The sequence below is a fragment of the Roseovarius gahaiensis genome, from assembly GCF_011601345.1.
In the GTDB taxonomy this organism is placed as follows: Bacteria; Pseudomonadota; Alphaproteobacteria; order Rhodobacterales; family Rhodobacteraceae; genus Roseovarius; species Roseovarius gahaiensis.
The window spans coordinates 36255-51402 of record NZ_JAAORB010000012.1 but is presented as its reverse complement, the minus strand read 5'-3'; the positions used below and the strand labels follow the sequence as shown (position 1 = coordinate 51402).

General features: G+C 59.8%; 11 protein-coding genes and 1 pseudogene. 5 read left to right on the top strand and 7 right to left on the bottom strand.

Annotated features, from left to right (window positions below):
• Positions 1 to 26: 26 nt before the first annotated feature.
• From HAT86_RS08455 to HAT86_RS08425, 7 genes and pseudogenes are all read right to left on the bottom strand, one after another.
• Complete coding sequence (locus tag HAT86_RS08455) at positions 27 to 3233, bottom strand: efflux RND transporter permease subunit (protein WP_167195798.1); 3207 nt, start codon at positions 3231 to 3233, stop codon at positions 27 to 29.
• On the bottom strand, positions 3226 to 4215 hold the full coding sequence (locus HAT86_RS08450) for an efflux RND transporter periplasmic adaptor subunit (protein WP_167195795.1): 990 nt from the start codon (positions 4213 to 4215) through the stop codon (positions 3226 to 3228). The genes HAT86_RS08455 and HAT86_RS08450 overlap by 8 nt, the downstream gene beginning before the upstream one ends.
• Before the next feature lie 110 nt (positions 4216 to 4325).
• Positions 4326 to 5357, bottom strand: coding sequence for a MaoC family dehydratase (locus HAT86_RS08445; protein WP_167195792.1), 1032 nt, complete (start codon positions 5355 to 5357; stop codon positions 4326 to 4328).
• A gap of 2 nt (positions 5358 to 5359) precedes the next feature.
• A complete protein-coding gene (locus HAT86_RS08440) occupies positions 5360 to 5563 on the bottom strand; it encodes a DUF1737 domain-containing protein (protein WP_167195789.1) in 204 nt (67 codons plus the stop codon).
• 6 nt (positions 5564 to 5569) lie between these two features.
• Positions 5570 to 6115 carry an NnrU family protein gene (locus tag HAT86_RS08435; protein WP_167195786.1) on the bottom strand — a complete coding sequence of 182 codons (546 nt, stop codon included), beginning with the start codon at positions 6113 to 6115 and terminating at the stop codon, positions 5570 to 5572.
• A gap of 6 nt (positions 6116 to 6121) precedes the next feature.
• The gene (locus tag HAT86_RS08430; RefSeq protein ID WP_167195783.1) at positions 6122 to 6985 is read right to left on the bottom strand and encodes an HpcH/HpaI aldolase/citrate lyase family protein; all 864 of its coding nucleotides are present in this window, start codon (positions 6983 to 6985) and stop codon (positions 6122 to 6124) included.
• A gap of 117 nt (positions 6986 to 7102) precedes the next feature.
• Positions 7103 to 7857 (bottom strand): annotated as a pseudogene (locus HAT86_RS08425) (sulfite exporter TauE/SafE family protein).
• A gap of 160 nt (positions 7858 to 8017) precedes the next feature.
• Here HAT86_RS08425 and mdh point away from each other — a divergent pair.
• The 5 genes from mdh (at position 8018) to HAT86_RS08400 (ending at position 15148) form a co-directional block, all read left to right on the top strand.
• Positions 8018 to 8980 (top strand): malate dehydrogenase, encoded by a 963-nt coding sequence (gene mdh / locus HAT86_RS08420; protein WP_167195780.1) that lies wholly within the window; start codon positions 8018 to 8020, stop codon positions 8978 to 8980.
• A 262-nt stretch (positions 8981 to 9242) separates the two neighbouring features.
• Entirely contained in the window at positions 9243 to 10436 is a 1194-nt protein-coding gene (sucC, locus tag HAT86_RS08415; RefSeq protein ID WP_167195777.1) for an ADP-forming succinate--CoA ligase subunit beta, read from the top strand.
• A gap of 58 nt (positions 10437 to 10494) precedes the next feature.
• The gene (gene sucD / locus HAT86_RS08410) at positions 10495 to 11376 is read left to right on the top strand and encodes a succinate--CoA ligase subunit alpha (RefSeq protein ID WP_167195774.1); all 882 of its coding nucleotides are present in this window, start codon (positions 10495 to 10497) and stop codon (positions 11374 to 11376) included.
• Between the two features lie 209 nt (positions 11377 to 11585).
• Complete coding sequence (locus HAT86_RS08405) at positions 11586 to 12191, top strand: hypothetical protein (RefSeq protein ID WP_167195771.1); 606 nt, start codon at positions 11586 to 11588, stop codon at positions 12189 to 12191.
• Positions 12188 to 15148 (top strand): 2-oxoglutarate dehydrogenase E1 component, encoded by a 2961-nt coding sequence (locus HAT86_RS08400; RefSeq protein ID WP_167195768.1) that lies wholly within the window; start codon positions 12188 to 12190, stop codon positions 15146 to 15148. The genes HAT86_RS08405 and HAT86_RS08400 overlap by 4 nt, the downstream gene beginning before the upstream one ends.

Genomic DNA, 15148 nt, shown 5'->3' with positions numbered 1-15148 from the left:
GCGGCTGATGTGATCACAAAACCAAATCAGGTCTTGAACACACGATAAATCGCCGGAATCACCAAAACTGTCAGCAATGTTGACGAGATCAGACCAAAGAAAAGCGACAGTGCAAGACCCTGAAAAATCGGATCGGCCAAAATCACCGCCGCCCCAATCATAGCCGCCAAAGCTGTGAGCAGAATCGGCCTGAACCGGATCGCACCAGCGTCGATCAGGATATCCAAGTCGCTTTTTCCGGCCGGGTCGGTATGCCTGATAAAATCCACCAGCAAGATCGAATTGCGCACGATAATCCCCGCAAGGGCAATGAACCCGATCATCGACGGGGCCGAAAACGGCGCCCCCCACAGCCAATGGCCCAGCATGATCCCGATAAAGGTCAAAGGCACCGGCGTCAGGATCACCAGCGGAACACGGAACGATCCGAACTGCGCCACCACCAGTATGTAAATCGCCAGCAAAGCCACACCAAAGGCCGCCCCCATATCGCGGAAGGTGACCCAGGTGACTTCCCACTCGCCATCCCATAGCAGCGTCACCCCGCTTTCGTCAGCGGGCTGGCCGTTCAGGGCAATTTGCGGTTTTTGCCCCTCGGGCCACTCCATCGCGTCGATCTTGTCGGCCACGGCCAACATTCCGTAAAGCGGCGCCTCGAAATCCCCGGCCAGCTCGGCGGTGACCATCTCGATGTCCCGTCCGTTGCGCCGGAAAATCGGGAACGAGGCCTGCTCGTCCCGCACTTGCACTACGTCGCCCAATTCCACAACGCCACGCGCGCCGGGCAGAACATTGGCCGGGATCGGCGTCGACAGCATGCGCTGGTCCATCACACGATCCGATTTCGCACGCGCCACGGTAATCGGGATCGGGTCGCGCCCCTCGCCGCGATGCGAATAGCCCACCGGCGTCTGACCGTTCAGGATGGCCAGCGTGTCAAAAACATCGGCCTCCTGCACGCCGAAAAACTCTAGATCATCGCTGGAAATGGTCGCCCGCAGACGTCGGGGCTGCACCCCAAAGCTATCATCCACATCGACGATATACGGCACCTCCTCGAACGCTGTGCGCAGTTTGCGCGCAACCTCGCGGCGGGTCTCGGCGTCGGGGCCATAAACCTCGGCCAAAAGGGTCGCCAGCACTGGCGGACCGGGCGGCGGTTCAACAGTTTTAACCGCCGTGCCCTCGGGCAGATCAAGGCCGTTCAGCCGCTCACGCAGGTCAAGCGCAATCTCGTGGCTGGTGCGCTCGCGTTCGCCCTTGGGCAGCAGGTTGACCTGCACATCCCCCTGTTCGGGGAGGGCACGCAGATAGTAATGTCGCACCAGACCGTTGAAATTGAACGGCGCGGCGGTGCCTGCATGGGTCTGCGCAGCCACCACCTCGGGCAGGTCCATCGCAGCGCGCGCGACCTTCTGCACCACGGCATCCGTCGCCTCAACCGACGCCCCCTCGGGCAGGTCAACCACCACCGACAGTTCCGATTTGTTATCGAACGGCAACAGCTTGACGGTCACGTCCTTGGTGTAAAGCAACCCAAGCGAGCCGAAAGAGATCACCACAGTCAGAAAAAGAAACAACCCGCTGCGCGCCTTGGTGGCCAGAATGGGCGTTGCGACCCTGCGATAAACGCGGCCCAATACGCCCTCGCCCTCTTCGTGCGCCTCGGCGTCGGCCCCGTCTTTGCCCGAAACCTTGACCATCAGCCAAGGCGTCACCATCACCGCCACGAAGAACGAGAATATCATCGCAGCCGAGGCATTGGCCGGGATCGGGCTCATGTAAGGGCCCATCAACCCCGACACGAACAACATCGGCAACAAGGCCGCAACAACGGTCAGCGTGGCAACAATGGTTGGATTACCCACTTCGGCCACGGCATCAATCGCCGCCTTGATCTTGCTTTTGCCGCGATCCAGTTGCCAGTGCCGGGCGATATTTTCGATCACCACGATGGCGTCATCCACCAAGATACCGATGGAAAAAATCAGCGCGAACAAAGACACACGGTTCAGCGTATAACCCATGATCCACGCCGCAAACAGCGTCAGCAGGATCGTCATCGGAATGACCACAGCCACCACGATGCTTTCGCGCCACCCGATCGATAGCCAGACCAGCCCAATGATCGACACGGTGGCAAGGCCCAGATGGAACAAAAGCTCATTGGCCTTTTCATTCGCCGTTTCGCCGTAATCGCGGGTCACCGACAGCGCCACGCTTTCGGGGATCAGATCGCCTTCAAGCGCGTGAACCTTGTGCAAAATCTCCTCGGCCACGATCACGGCATTGGCGCCTGCGCGTTTGGCCAAGGCCAGCGTCACCGCTGGCGCGCGGTGCAATCCGCCATCCTCGGTGCGGGTGACGTTGGCTGCGTATTGCTCTGACATATCGGGCACAAACTCGATCTGCGCCACGTCTCCGACGTAGACAGGCCGCCCGTCGCGAGCGGTCAGCAGAAGGCTGGCAATCTCGGCGGGGTTGGTCAGGGTTTCACCGGCGATCAGGTCGATCTGCTGGCCACCGTCGCGCAGTGTGCCCGTGCTGAAGGCGCGGTTTGCGCTTTGCACCTTGCCCGCCAATTGTTGCAGCGTCACGCCATACAGCGCCAGCTTTTCAGGGTCGGGGGCCACGCGAATGGCCTCTTGCGCGTCACCGGTCAGATAGGTCAAGCCGACATTGTCGATCTTGGTCAACTCACCGCGCAGCGCCCGCGCCATGCGGGTGAGATCATAAGATGAGACCTCATGCCCGGGCTTGCCCGCCAAGGTCAGCGTGACAATCGCCACGTCGTTGATTCCCCGGCCCACGATCAGCGGTTCGGGAATGCCGACGGGAATCCTGTCCAGATTGGCGCGGACCTTCTCATGCACCCGCAAGATCGCCGCATCGGCCGATGTGCCCACCTCAAACCGGGCGGTGACCATCGCCGTGTCATCACGGGTTTGGGAATAGACATGCTCGACATCGTCAATGGCCTGCACGATGTTTTCCATCGGCTCGGTCACCAGTTGCACGGCATCCTCTGCCGTCAGGCCCGAGGCTTGGATATGGATATCGACCAGCGGCACCGAGATTTGTGGCTCTTCCTCGCGGGGCAGGCTGATCAAGGCAATCAGCCCCACGGCCAGCGCCGCCAGAATGATCAACGGCGTCAGGGGTGAGGTGATAAAGCCCCGCGTCAGCCACCCGGCAAGCCCAAGCGGGCGAACTGTGTCGCCTTGCTCACTCATCGCCGCTCACCACCACGTCACCAGCGTTCAGGCCGGTCAGGATACGCACCATCGCCACACCATCACGATCATGTTCCGAGCCGACGACAACGCTGCGCATCAGGGTGTCGTCGCCCTTTGCCACATGCAGAAAATCCAATCCGGCGCGGGTCATCAGGGCCGATTTCGGGACCAAAAGCGCCTGATGCTCTCCGACCGGAAGGCGCACCAGAACACGGGCATCGACATAGCGTTCGCTGAGGCCGTCCACCTCGACATCCGCAATCACGCGGCCATTTTCGATCAGCGGATAGACCTTGGCCAACGTGCCGGTGCGTGGACCGTTCGGCCCTTCGATCTGAATTTCATCGCCTTCGACAAGCGTCCCGGCATGGCGTTCCGGCACTGCCAACCGCAGGAACACCCCGCCACCGCCGATCGAGGCGATGGTCTGCCCCGGCGTGACCACTGCGCCGGCTGTCACCGGGACATCCAAAACAACGCCGTCCAACGGGGCCAGAACATCACCTTCGGTCACTTGCTGTTCGATCACCCGTCGCTCGGCGCGGGCGGCGGCGATTTCATAGGTGATCACGTTCACTTCGGTGCGCAGCGCATCCAGCCGTTGCACCGTGGCGACACCGCGTTCCTGCAATTCTTCGGCGCGGCGCAATTCGGTTTCCGCATTTTGCAGCCGCGATTCGGCAGCTTGGAGGCGGGCATCGACCGCGCCAAGCTCATAATCCAGCTTTTGATCCACCACACGGGCCAGATTGGCGCCACTTTGCACCCGGTCACCCGCGGCGACGTCCAGCATACTCAGGGTTCCGCCCAAGCGGGCGCGGGCCGGCACCCTATCGCGGGTTTCCACGCGGCCATAAACCGCCTTCCAGTCTGTAATCGTGACAGGCTCTACCGTGAATTCAGCCGCAGACACCGACCAAGCGGCACATAGGGCAGCAGCAACGGAAAAGGCCCGGATCATGGGGCGAAATTCAAACATTCTCTTGCTCCAACGGCAAAGACAGCGGCGAAACCCAATCATTCACATTCAAAAAGAAATATGTGAATGACAGGTTGGTTGACCCCAGTCAACCACGCCTGTCCTTATCGTCAAAGCGGAATCAATGCCCAGTAATCCAAGTCCAGCAATACATGCGGCAGATATTTCCCGTCATCGCCCTTCAGAGTGAACGGCGTGCCACCCTTTGTGGCGACCAACCGCAAGCGTAGCGCCCCCACACCGGGCGCAGGCGTTTCGGCCTTGTCCAGAACTTCCGACCAAGCCTTGATCGTATCACCGCTATAGCACGGATTCGCATGTGCACCTGCGTTCAGCCCGGCGATCATCTGCGCATTGGCCAGCCCGTTGAAGCTCAGGGTGCGGGCCATCGAAATCACATGCCCCCCATAGATCAGGCGGTTGCCGTCTTCGCGCAGGGTGGCGTCGAAATGCACCTTGGCCGTGTTCTGCCAAAGGCGGGTCGCCATCATATGCTCGGCCTCTTCGATGGTTACGCCATCGACATGGTCGATCACCTCGCCCACCTCGTAATCGGCCCAACGGTGCGGTTCCCCGGCCAAGGTGAAATCGTAATCGGTGAAATCAAGCCCCTCGGGGATCACCAGATCGCTGGCGTCCAGTGCGGGCTTGAGATCAGGAATGGTGGTCTCGGGTGCCGCAGCGTCCAGATCGCGTTTGCGCACCATGACCCAACGCACATAATCCAGCACGGTCTCGCCGCGCTGGTTTTCGCCCTTGGTGCGCACCCAAACGACACCGGATTTGCCGTTTGAATTCTGCTTGAGCCCGATCACCTTGCTGGTGGAGCGCAGCGTATCGCCCGGATAGACCGGCTTGAGCCAGCGGCCCTCGGCATAGCCCAAATTGGCCAGCGCGTTCAGCGATACATCGGGCACGGTTTTGCCAAACACCACGTGAAACGCCGCCAGATCATCCAGCGGGCTGGACGGCAGGCCGCAGCCGCGTGCAAACTCGTCCGACGAATACAGCGCATGGCGCGCGGGATAGAGCGCATGATATAGCGCCCGCTCTCCGCCTGACACGGTGCGCGGCACCGCGTGCGCAATCACGTCCCCAATCGAATAATCCTCGAAAAACCGGCCCGGATTTGTCTTGGCCATGATTACTGCTCTCCCAGCTTGAGATCGGGGGTATAGGTGCCGTCCACCTCTTTCACCACGGCCTGACCGCAGCGCATGACGCCATTGGCGTGATCAAAGGCATAGGTTGGGCTGCCATGCAGCGCCCACCCTTTGTTCAGCGCATCAGTCACCTTGTGACAGAACTCTGATGTGTCATCGGCAGACAGGAAGCGATACAGTTGCATTTCGGATCACCCCGGAAACGGCCAGACGCCCAGCCAGTTGTGAATCCAAGAAATCACGCCGAACATGACCAGCGTGATGACCACCAGCAGGATGTCCTTTCTGGCCGGTCCAGGCGCGGGGCGCTCCCACTCCTGCGTGCGGTTGATGACAACCACCTCCAGCACGGCCCAGGCCAGCAGCCCGCCGAACAGCACCACCGAGGCCAAATCGCCGTTCACAATCAGGTGCGCCACGGCCCAGATCTTGACCGCGGTCAGTTGCGGGTGGCGCATCTTTCCGCGCAAGCGGCCCTTGGTCGCGCTCATACCGTAGACGAAGACCGCGACCAACATCAGCAGGTTGTTCAGATGCACGGTCCATACTGGCGGATACCAAAGGTTGACGAATTCAGCACCGCGGTAGCCGATCACCATCAGCACCAAGCCAACCACGATGATCAGAGCTGCAACGCCCTTGCCCGCATTGCCCATGCCGGCACGCATGTCGGGGGCAGCACGTTTAAAGAAGTGGCCTGCACTCCACAGGATCAGGCCCAGAATAAGATATGCCATTGTCGTTTACTCCGCTGCCATGTCCTTGATTGCCTCGGCCTTGGCCAGAATGCGCTGCGCCGCAACAATGTGCAGGTTTTCCACAATCTGTCCATCGACCACGGCCACGCCTTGCCCTGCCGCGTGGCTTTCCTCGAACGCTGCGATCTGACGTTGCGCCAGATCGATTTCCGACTGTGTGGGCGCAAAGGCGGTGTTTGTCACGTCAATCTGCGCCGGGTGAATCAGTGTCTTGCCGTCAAAGCCCAGGTCACGGCCCTGTTCACATTCGGCCTTCAGCCCCTCACCATCGCGGAATCGGTTATACACCCCGTCAATTGCAACCACACCACGCGCCGCACGGGCCGCCATGACGATCATCTGCAACGAGGTCATCAACGGCAGACGATCGGCACGGGTGCGACAGCCCAGATCCTTGGTCAAATCATTGGTGCCGGCAACCAGCCCCGCCACCTGCGCATGGGCCGCGATTTCGCGGGCGTTAAACACGCTGACAGGGGTTTCCATCATCACCCAGATCGGCATGTCGGGGCCCAGCATATCGGCCAGATTGTCCACATCCGATGGCGTGTTGACCTTGGGTAGCAAGATTGCATCCGCACCCGCATCGCGCAGCGCCCGCGCATCCTCAAGGCCCCATTCCGTGGTCAAAGCGTTGATCCGCACGATTTTCGAGCGTTTGCCATAGCCACCCTGTTTCAGAGCGTTCGCCAGCGTTTCACGCGCCTGCGGCTTGGCCTCGGGCGAAACTGCATCCTCAAGGTCGAAAATGATGGCATCGCAGGGCAATGTACGCGCCTTGTCCAACGCCCGATCCTTGGAGCCGGGTATATAAAGGACCGAACGAAAAGGCCGTGTTGCGGTATCCATCTGGCAGCGCCTCCCTGATCATGCTGGAACAAACTTGCGCCGGAATGCCACTTTTTGCCCAAAAAGTTCAAGTGTTTTGTCGCCGCGGCGCAGAAAATGCCCTGCACGCGCCCCGGATTACGTCAGAGCGTCCCAGATCAACTTGGTGCCGGTTACAGCCAACAAAACATATGTAATGGCGAAAAATAGCGTTTGGGGGACCACGCGATGCGCCCATATGCCCAGCCACGCGCCCATCACCGCAAAGGGGGCCAACATCACGTCCAGCACCAAGGTTTCCATGGTGAAGATACCCAAGAAGGCGTAAGGCACAAATTTCATCATGTTCAGCGCCCAGAATACGATGACGGTGGTCGCCTGAAAGGTGGTTTTGTCCAATCGCTGCGACAGCAGATAAACAGCGGCCGGTGGCCCGCCCGCATGGCTGACAAAGCTGGTAAAGCCTGCCACCGTCCCGGCCAGAACCCCCGCCCATCCGGGCAACGGCTGCGCCGATGGACGCACCAACCCGGCCCGCAGCGCCCCCGCCAGCCGATGAAGGCCAGACAAATCCCGCCGATCAGCAGGCGCAACACATCCGGTTCCGCCATGCTGTATAAAAGGGCTCCCATCGTAACCCCCGGCACACACCCCAGCAAAAGCCGCCGCGCGTCACGCCAGTTCCAGCGCCGCCAATAAGGCCGCAGGGTCGACACGTCGATCAACATCAGCAGCGGCAACATGATACCAAGGGCCTGCCCCGGCTCGATCACCAGTGCCAGAATCGACGCGCTGGCAAAGGCCGCGCCCGACCCGAAGCCGCCCTTTGATATCCCCGCAAAGACCACTGCGGGCAGTGCAACAGCAAAAACTGCCGGGTCTGGCAAAATCATGGCAATTGGCCCTAACTCCCTGTTTCCACGCAGTGTTAGCGCGCGTCATGATCCAGCGCCAGCATGACTTCGCCCCAGCGCTGCATCGCGGCACTCTTGCGTGTGCGCCAAATTGGGACTACCCCAAACGCGAAATTCCAACCGACCGGAGATACATCCAATGGCCAGACCCAAGATTGCCCTCATCGGCGCAGGACAGATCGGCGGCACGCTTGCTCACCTCGCCGCCATGAAGGAACTGGGCGACGTCGTCCTGTTCGACATTGCCGAAGGCACCCCCGAAGGCAAGGCGCTTGATATCGCTGAATCCGGCCCCTCGGAAGGGTTTGACGCACGCCTGAAAGGCACGCAGGACTATGCCGATATTGCCGGGGCCGATGTCTGCATCGTGACCGCCGGTGTGCCGCGCAAGCCGGGCATGAGCCGCGATGACCTGCTGGGCATCAACCTGAAGGTCATGAAATCTGTCGGCGAAGGCATCCGCGACAACGCGCCGGACGCCTTTGTGATCTGCATCACCAACCCGCTGGACGCGATGGTTTGGGCGTTGCAGAAATTCTCGGGCCTGCCCGCAGAAAAAGTCTGCGGCATGGCCGGTGTGCTGGACAGCGCGCGCTTCCGCCACTTCCTTAGCCTTGAATTCGACGTGTCGATGAAAGATGTCACCGCATTCGTTCTGGGCGGCCATGGCGATACGATGGTTCCGCTGACCCGGTATTCCACCGTTGCGGGCATCCCGCTGCCCGATCTGGTGAAAATGGGCTGGACCACGCAGGACAAGCTGGACGCCATCGTTCAGCGCACGCGTGACGGCGGTGCCGAAATCGTCGGCCTGCTGAAAACCGGCTCGGCGTTCTATGCCCCGGCCACCAGCGCCATCGAAATGGCCGAAGCCTATTTGAAAGATCAAAAGCGCCTGCTGCCCTGCGCGGCCTATTGCGATGGTGAATATGGCCTGAACGGGTTCTACGTCGGTGTGCCCACCGTGATCGGTGCGGGTGGTATCGAGCGTGTGGTCGACATCTCGTTGACCAAAGACGAACAGGCGATGTTCGACAGTTCGGTCAAAGCCGTCAAAGGCTTGGTCGAGGCGTGCCAAGGCATCGACAACTCGCTGGCCTGACCCGGCATCACAAGGATATCTAGTAAAACGGCGTCACTTGCGTGGCGCCGTTTTTTTGTGGGTCGCGGGATGACGCTGCCCGTGATGATTCTGGAAAATATGCACTTTTTATTATATTTTAAATTTGTGATCACACGATTTGAAGCTGTGATCACAAATGTTCGAAAATCCCCAAAATCCTCTGCAATACGTAAAAACTTCTTCCCGCATGTCCAAATAATATGACACACAGGTTGCAATCGTAGCAAAACGGGACAGTTTCATGAATATCCATGAGTATCAGGCGAAAGCTCTGCTTCGCTCCTACGGCGCCCCGGTCTCGGATGGCCGTGTCGTGCTGCGCGCCGAAGAAGCCAAAACCGCCGCTGGCGAAATGGACGGCCCCCTTTGGGTGGTCAAGGCGCAGATCCACGCGGGTGGCCGCGGCAAGGGCAGCTTTAAAGAGGCCCGCGCCGGAGAAGCCGGTGGCGTGCGTCTGGCCAAATCAGTCGAAGAAGCCGCCGAAGAAGCCAAGCGGATGCTGGGCTCAACGCTGGTGACCAAACAAACCGGCCCCGCCGGTAAACAGGTCAACCGCATCTATATCGAAGACGGCTCGGACATCGAAAAAGAATTCTACCTCGCCCTGCTGGTCGACCGTCAGACATCGCGCGTGTCGTTCGTTGCCTCGACCGAAGGCGGCATGGATATCGAAGAAGTCGCCGAAAGCACCCCGGAAAAGATCCTCAGCTTCTCGGTTGATCCGGCCACCGGCTATCAGCCGTTCCATGGCCGCCGCATCGCGTTCATGCTGGGCCTTGAAGGCGCGCAGGTAAAACAATGCGTCAAGCTGATGGGCATTCTCTATAAGCTGTTCCTTGAAAAAGACATGGAAATGCTTGAGATTAATCCGCTGATCATTTCCGACAAGGGCGATCTGAAATGCCTTGACGCCAAGATGGGTTTTGACGGCAACGCGGTCTACCGCCACTCCGATGTCGCCGAACTGCGCGACACCACCGAAGAAGACCCCAAAGAGCTGGAAGCGTCGAAATACGACCTCAACTACATCGCTCTGGACGGTGAAATCGGCTGCATGGTGAACGGCGCGGGCCTTGCGATGGCGACCATGGACATCATCAAGCTGTATGGCGCGGAACCGGCCAACTTTCTTGACGTGGGCGGTGGCGCCACCAAGGAAAAAGTAACCGAGGCGTTCAAGATCATCACCTCGGACCCGCAGGTCAAAGGCATTCTGGTCAACATCTTTGGCGGCATCATGCGCTGCGACGTGATCGCCGAAGGCGTCATTGCCGCGGTCAAAGAGGTGGGCCTGAAGGTGCCGCTGGTTGTGCGTCTGGAAGGCACCAACGTCGAAAAAGGCAAGGAAATCATCTCGAATTCCGGCCTCGACGTGATCGCCGCCGACGACCTGAAAGACGGCGCCGAGAAGATCGTAAAGGCCGTCAAAGGCTGACCGTAGGGTGCGCATTCACTGCGCACCTTCCCCGGAATTTCCAAAGGAGAACGCCAAGATGGCAGTCCTCATCGACGAAAACACCAAAGTGATCTGTCAGGGCCTTACCGGCTCGCAGGGCACATTCCACACCGAACAGGCCATCGCCTACGGCACCAAGATGGTCGGCGGGGTCACACCCGGCAAAGGCGGTCAGACGCATCTTGATCTGCCGGTGTTCAACTCGGTCCACGAGGCCAAGCACGAAACGCAGGCGAACGCCTCGGTGATCTACGTGCCACCGCCGTTTGCCGCCGACAGTATCCTCGAAGCAATCGACGCCGAGATGGAGGTGATCGTCTGCATCACCGAAGGTATCCCGGTTCTGGACATGATGCGCGTCAAGCGCGCGCTGGAAACCTCAAACTCCACGCTGATCGGGCCGAACTGCCCCGGTGTCATCACGCCCGACGCCTGCAAGATCGGCATCATGCCCGGTCACATTCACAAGCGCGGGTCGTGCGGCGTTGTCTCACGCTCGGGCACGCTGACCTACGAGGCGGTCAAGCAGACCACCGATGTGGGTCTTGGCCAGTCCACCTGCGTCGGCATCGGCGGCGACCCGATCAAAGGCACCGAACATATCGACGTTCTGGAATGGTTCCTTGCCGATGACGAGACCGAGTCGATCATCATGATTGGTGAAATCGGCGGTTCGGCCGAAGAAGAGGCCGCGCAATTCCTTGCCGATGAGCGCAAGAAAGGCCGCTGGAAACCCACCGCTGGCTTTATCGCGGGCCGCACCGCGCCTCCGGGCCGTCGCATGGGCCACGCCGGTGCCATCGTCGCCGGTGGCAAGGGCGGCGCCGACGACAAGATCGAGGCGATGAAATCCGCCGGGATCGTTGTCGCCGACAGCCCCGCCACCTTGGGCGAAGCCGTGCTCAAGGCGATTGGGTAAGCTCGTTGTCATACGGACACTTGATACCTTCGAGGAATTCGCCCCGCACGGTGATGCGCCAAGAGCATTGCCTCGCAACCACCGTGCGGTGGCTCTCTGCAAGTGCGTTCTTCCTGCTTGCAGGCGCTTGTAAGGCAGTGACTTCGGAAAGTATCGAGACAGCCATCCGGGCCTGCACGGAAGCTGGCACGTCCGTGGAAACCCGGTTCATGCAGCTTGACGAGTCAGGTTGGGTCCATTTGACCGATGACAAAAGTGCTCGCGCCCTTTCGGCAATGGAAACCGTGGCGTCGTATGGCGGCACTGAGTTCAGGCCCGCCGAGGGCACGCTCGCGGATTTCTTCGACGCTCAACGCAAAACTCCGCTAAAGCTCCGCTTTGCCGCAGGCCAGCGGGTGACACAGACCGAATTGAGCGCAGCACTCGAAAGCCGATCCGCTCGCTTTGCCCTTCAGCATTCTTCTCCACCGGCCTCGCTTGACGTTGAGGTCGTGACATTCCCGGATGGCAGCTTGGTCATGAAATGCAGCCTGGCTGCTACGGGAAATCTGGATAGCGGCGATGCGCGCGCGCTTCTTGCCTCGCAGGCGATGGCCGTTGTGCGAGATGAAACCGAGCAAACCTCGTTCGGGGCCACACGGCACAATCTCCGGCTCGAAGCTGAGTCGCCCGAAATCGATGCATCAATTGAATTCTACGACTTCACGGAGGCCACCGAACTCCATACATTCTTCAACGAGCGTGGAGTTGACAACACGCTTACATCTCTCATGAGCACGGGGCTTCATCCTGTGCCGAGCGAGGCATCACAATGACCGACCAATCCCCCAACGACCAGTTCCACGCCTCCAGCTTCATGCAGGGGCACAATGCGGAATATCTTGAACAGCTTTACGCGCGCTACGCAAACGACCCGAACGCGGTCGACGAGGCGTGGCAGGCGTTTTTCCGCGAGCTTGGGGATGGCGAAACGGATGTCAAGAAAGAGGCCGCGGGGCCAAGCTGGGCGCGCGCCGATTGGCCGCCGATGCCCAATGACGATCTGACCAGCGCCCTGACCGGCGAATGGCCTGCCGAACTGGAAACACAGAAGGCCGGCGACAAGATCAAGCAGAAAGCTTCCGAAAAGGGCATCGAAGTCTCCGACGAGGCGGTAAAACGCGCCGTTCTGGATTCCGTGCGCGCCTTGATGCTGATCCGCGCCTACCGCATCCGTGGCCATCTGATCGCCGAGCTGGACCCGCTTGGCCTGCGGGATCATGGCGCCCGCCCCGAGCTTGATCCGAAATCCTACGGCTTCACCGAGTCGGATATGGACCGCCCGATTTTCATCGACAACGTTCTGGGCCTTCAGGTCGCGTCGATCCGGGAAATCCTTGATATCGTCAAACGCACCTATTGCGGCACCTTTGCCCTGCAATACATGCACATTTCCGATCCCGAACAGGCCGGTTGGCTGAAGGAACGGATCGAAGGCTATGATAAGGAAATCACCTTTACCCGCGAAGGCCGCAAGGCCATTTTGAACAAGCTGGTCGAGGCTGAAGGCTTCGAGAAATACCTGCACGTCAAATATATGGGCACCAAACGCTTTGGCCTTGATGGCGGCGAAAGCCTGATCCCCGCGATGGAGCAGATCATCAAGCGTGGTGGCGGCCTTGGCGTCAAAGAGATCGTCATCGGCATGCCGCACCGCGGCCGCCTGTCGGTGCTGGCCAACGTGATGGGCAAACCCTACCGCGCGATCTTTAACGAATTTCAGGGGGGTAGCTTCAAACCCGAAGACGTGGACGGCTCGGGCGATGTGAAATACCACCTCGGGGCGTCAAGCGACCGGGAATTCGACGGCAACAAGGTGCACCTGTCGCTGACCGCGAACCCCTCGCACCTTGAGGCGGTGAACCCGGTGGTTCTGGGCAAGGTCCGCGCCAAGCAGGACCAGTTTAACGACGACGAACGCACCAGCGTTCTTCCGGTGTTGCTGCACGGCGATGCGGCCTTTGCCGGTCAGGGCGTCGTGGCGGAATGCTTTGGCCTGTCGGGGCTGAAAGGCCATAAAACCGGCGGCACCATGCATATCGTGGTTAACAACCAGATCGGCTTTACCACCGCGCCGCATTTCTCGCGCTCCTCGCCCTACCCCACGGACATCGCGCTGATGGTCGAGGCACCCATTTTCCACGTCAACGGCGACGACCCCGAAGCGGTTGTTCACGCCGCCAAGGTGGCCACGGAATTCCGCCAGAAGTTCCAAAAAGACGTGGTAATCGACATCATCTGTTACCGCCGGTTCGGCCATAACGAGGGCGACGAGCCCATGTTCACGAACCCGGTGATGTACAACAAGATCAAGAAGCAAAAGACCACACTCAGCCTTTATACCGAACGGCTTGTCAAAGACGGTCTGATTCCCGAAGGCGAGATTGACGATATGAAGGCCGCCTTCCAATCGTATCTGGCCGACGAGTTCGAAGCGGGCAAGGAATACCGCCCCAACAAGGCCGACTGGCTGGATGGCAAGTGGTCGCACCTTGACCGCAAGGACGAGGATTATCAGCGCGGCGAAACCTCCATCCCGCCCGAAACGATGGAAGACATCGGCCGCGCCCTGACCACCGCCCCGGAAGGGTTTCCTCTGCACAAGACCGTTGGTCGCCTGCTGGACGCTAAGAAGAAAATGTTCGAAACCGGCGAAGGCTTTGATTGGGCCACCGCCGAGGCGCTGGCCTTCGGCTCACTCCAGCTGGAAGGATACCCCGTGCGCCTTTCCGGTCAGGACAGCAGCCGCGGCACCTTCAGCCAACGCCATTCGGCCTTTATCAACCAAGACACCGAAGAGCGTTACTTTCCGCTTAACCACATCCGCGAGGGTCAAGCCCGCTACGAAGTCATCGATTCGATGCTCAGCGAATACGCGGTTCTTGGGTTCGAATATGGCTACAGCCTTGCCGAACCCAACGCCTTGACCCTGTGGGAGGCCCAGTTCGGCGACTTTGCCAACGGCGCGCAAATCATGTTCGACCAGTTCATCAGTTCGGGCGAATCCAAATGGCTGCGCATGTCAGGCCTCGTGTGCCTGCTGCCGCATGGATACGAAGGACAGGGCCCCGAACACTCTTCGGCGCGTCTGGAACGCTTCCTCACGATGTGTGGCGGCGACAATTGGATCGTGGCCAACTGCACCACACCGGCCAACTATTTCCACATCCTGCGCCGCCAGCTGCACCGCACCTATCGCAAACCGCTGATCATGATGACGCCCAAATCTTTGCTGCGTCACAAGATGGCCGTTTCGAAAACCGAAGAGTTCACCACCGGCTCAAGCTTTCACCGGGTGCTGTGGGACGATGCGCAATACGGCAACTCGGACACGCAACTGAAACCTGACGATCAGATCAAGCGCGTGGTGCTGTGTTCTGGCAAGGTGTATTACGACCTTCTGGAAGAGCGCGACAAGCGCGGCATCGACGATGTCTACCTGTTGCGCGTCGAACAGTTTTATCCGTTCCCGGCCATGTCCATGGTCAAGGAACTGGAACGCTTCAAACAGGCCGAAATGGTCTGGTGTCAGGAAGAGCCGAAAAATCAGGGCGCGTGGTTCTTTATTGAGCCGAATATCGAATGGGTTCTGCAACGCATCAACGCCAAGCACACCCGCCCCACCTATGCTGGCCGCGCGGCCGCCGCGTCGCCCGCCACGGGCCTCGCGTCTCAACACAAAGCACAACAAGAGGCGCTGGTCGAAGCCGCGCTGACCATCGAAGGGAAATAA

Coding starts and splice junctions, on each gene's coding strand:
- HAT86_RS08405 (WP_167195771.1), top strand. CDS start 11,586: ATGCAGCTTGACGAGTCAGGTTGGGTCCATTTGACCGATGACAAAAGT.
- HAT86_RS08440 (WP_167195789.1), bottom strand. CDS start 5,563: ATGCAACTGTATCGCTTCCTGTCTGCCGATGACACATCAGAGTTCTGT.
- HAT86_RS08430 (WP_167195783.1), bottom strand. CDS start 6,985: ATGGATACCGCAACACGGCCTTTTCGTTCGGTCCTTTATATACCCGGC.
- HAT86_RS08400 (WP_167195768.1), top strand. CDS start 12,188: ATGACCGACCAATCCCCCAACGACCAGTTCCACGCCTCCAGCTTCATG.
- HAT86_RS08455 (WP_167195798.1), bottom strand. CDS start 3,233: ATGAGTGAGCAAGGCGACACAGTTCGCCCGCTTGGGCTTGCCGGGTGG.
- HAT86_RS08435 (WP_167195786.1), bottom strand. CDS start 6,115: ATGGCATATCTTATTCTGGGCCTGATCCTGTGGAGTGCAGGCCACTTC.
- mdh (WP_167195780.1), top strand. CDS start 8,018: ATGGCCAGACCCAAGATTGCCCTCATCGGCGCAGGACAGATCGGCGGC.
- HAT86_RS08450 (WP_167195795.1), bottom strand. CDS start 4,215: ATGTTTGAATTTCGCCCCATGATCCGGGCCTTTTCCGTTGCTGCTGCC.
- sucC (WP_167195777.1), top strand. CDS start 9,243: ATGAATATCCATGAGTATCAGGCGAAAGCTCTGCTTCGCTCCTACGGC.
- HAT86_RS08445 (WP_167195792.1), bottom strand. CDS start 5,357: ATGGCCAAGACAAATCCGGGCCGGTTTTTCGAGGATTATTCGATTGGG.
- sucD (WP_167195774.1), top strand. CDS start 10,495: ATGGCAGTCCTCATCGACGAAAACACCAAAGTGATCTGTCAGGGCCTT.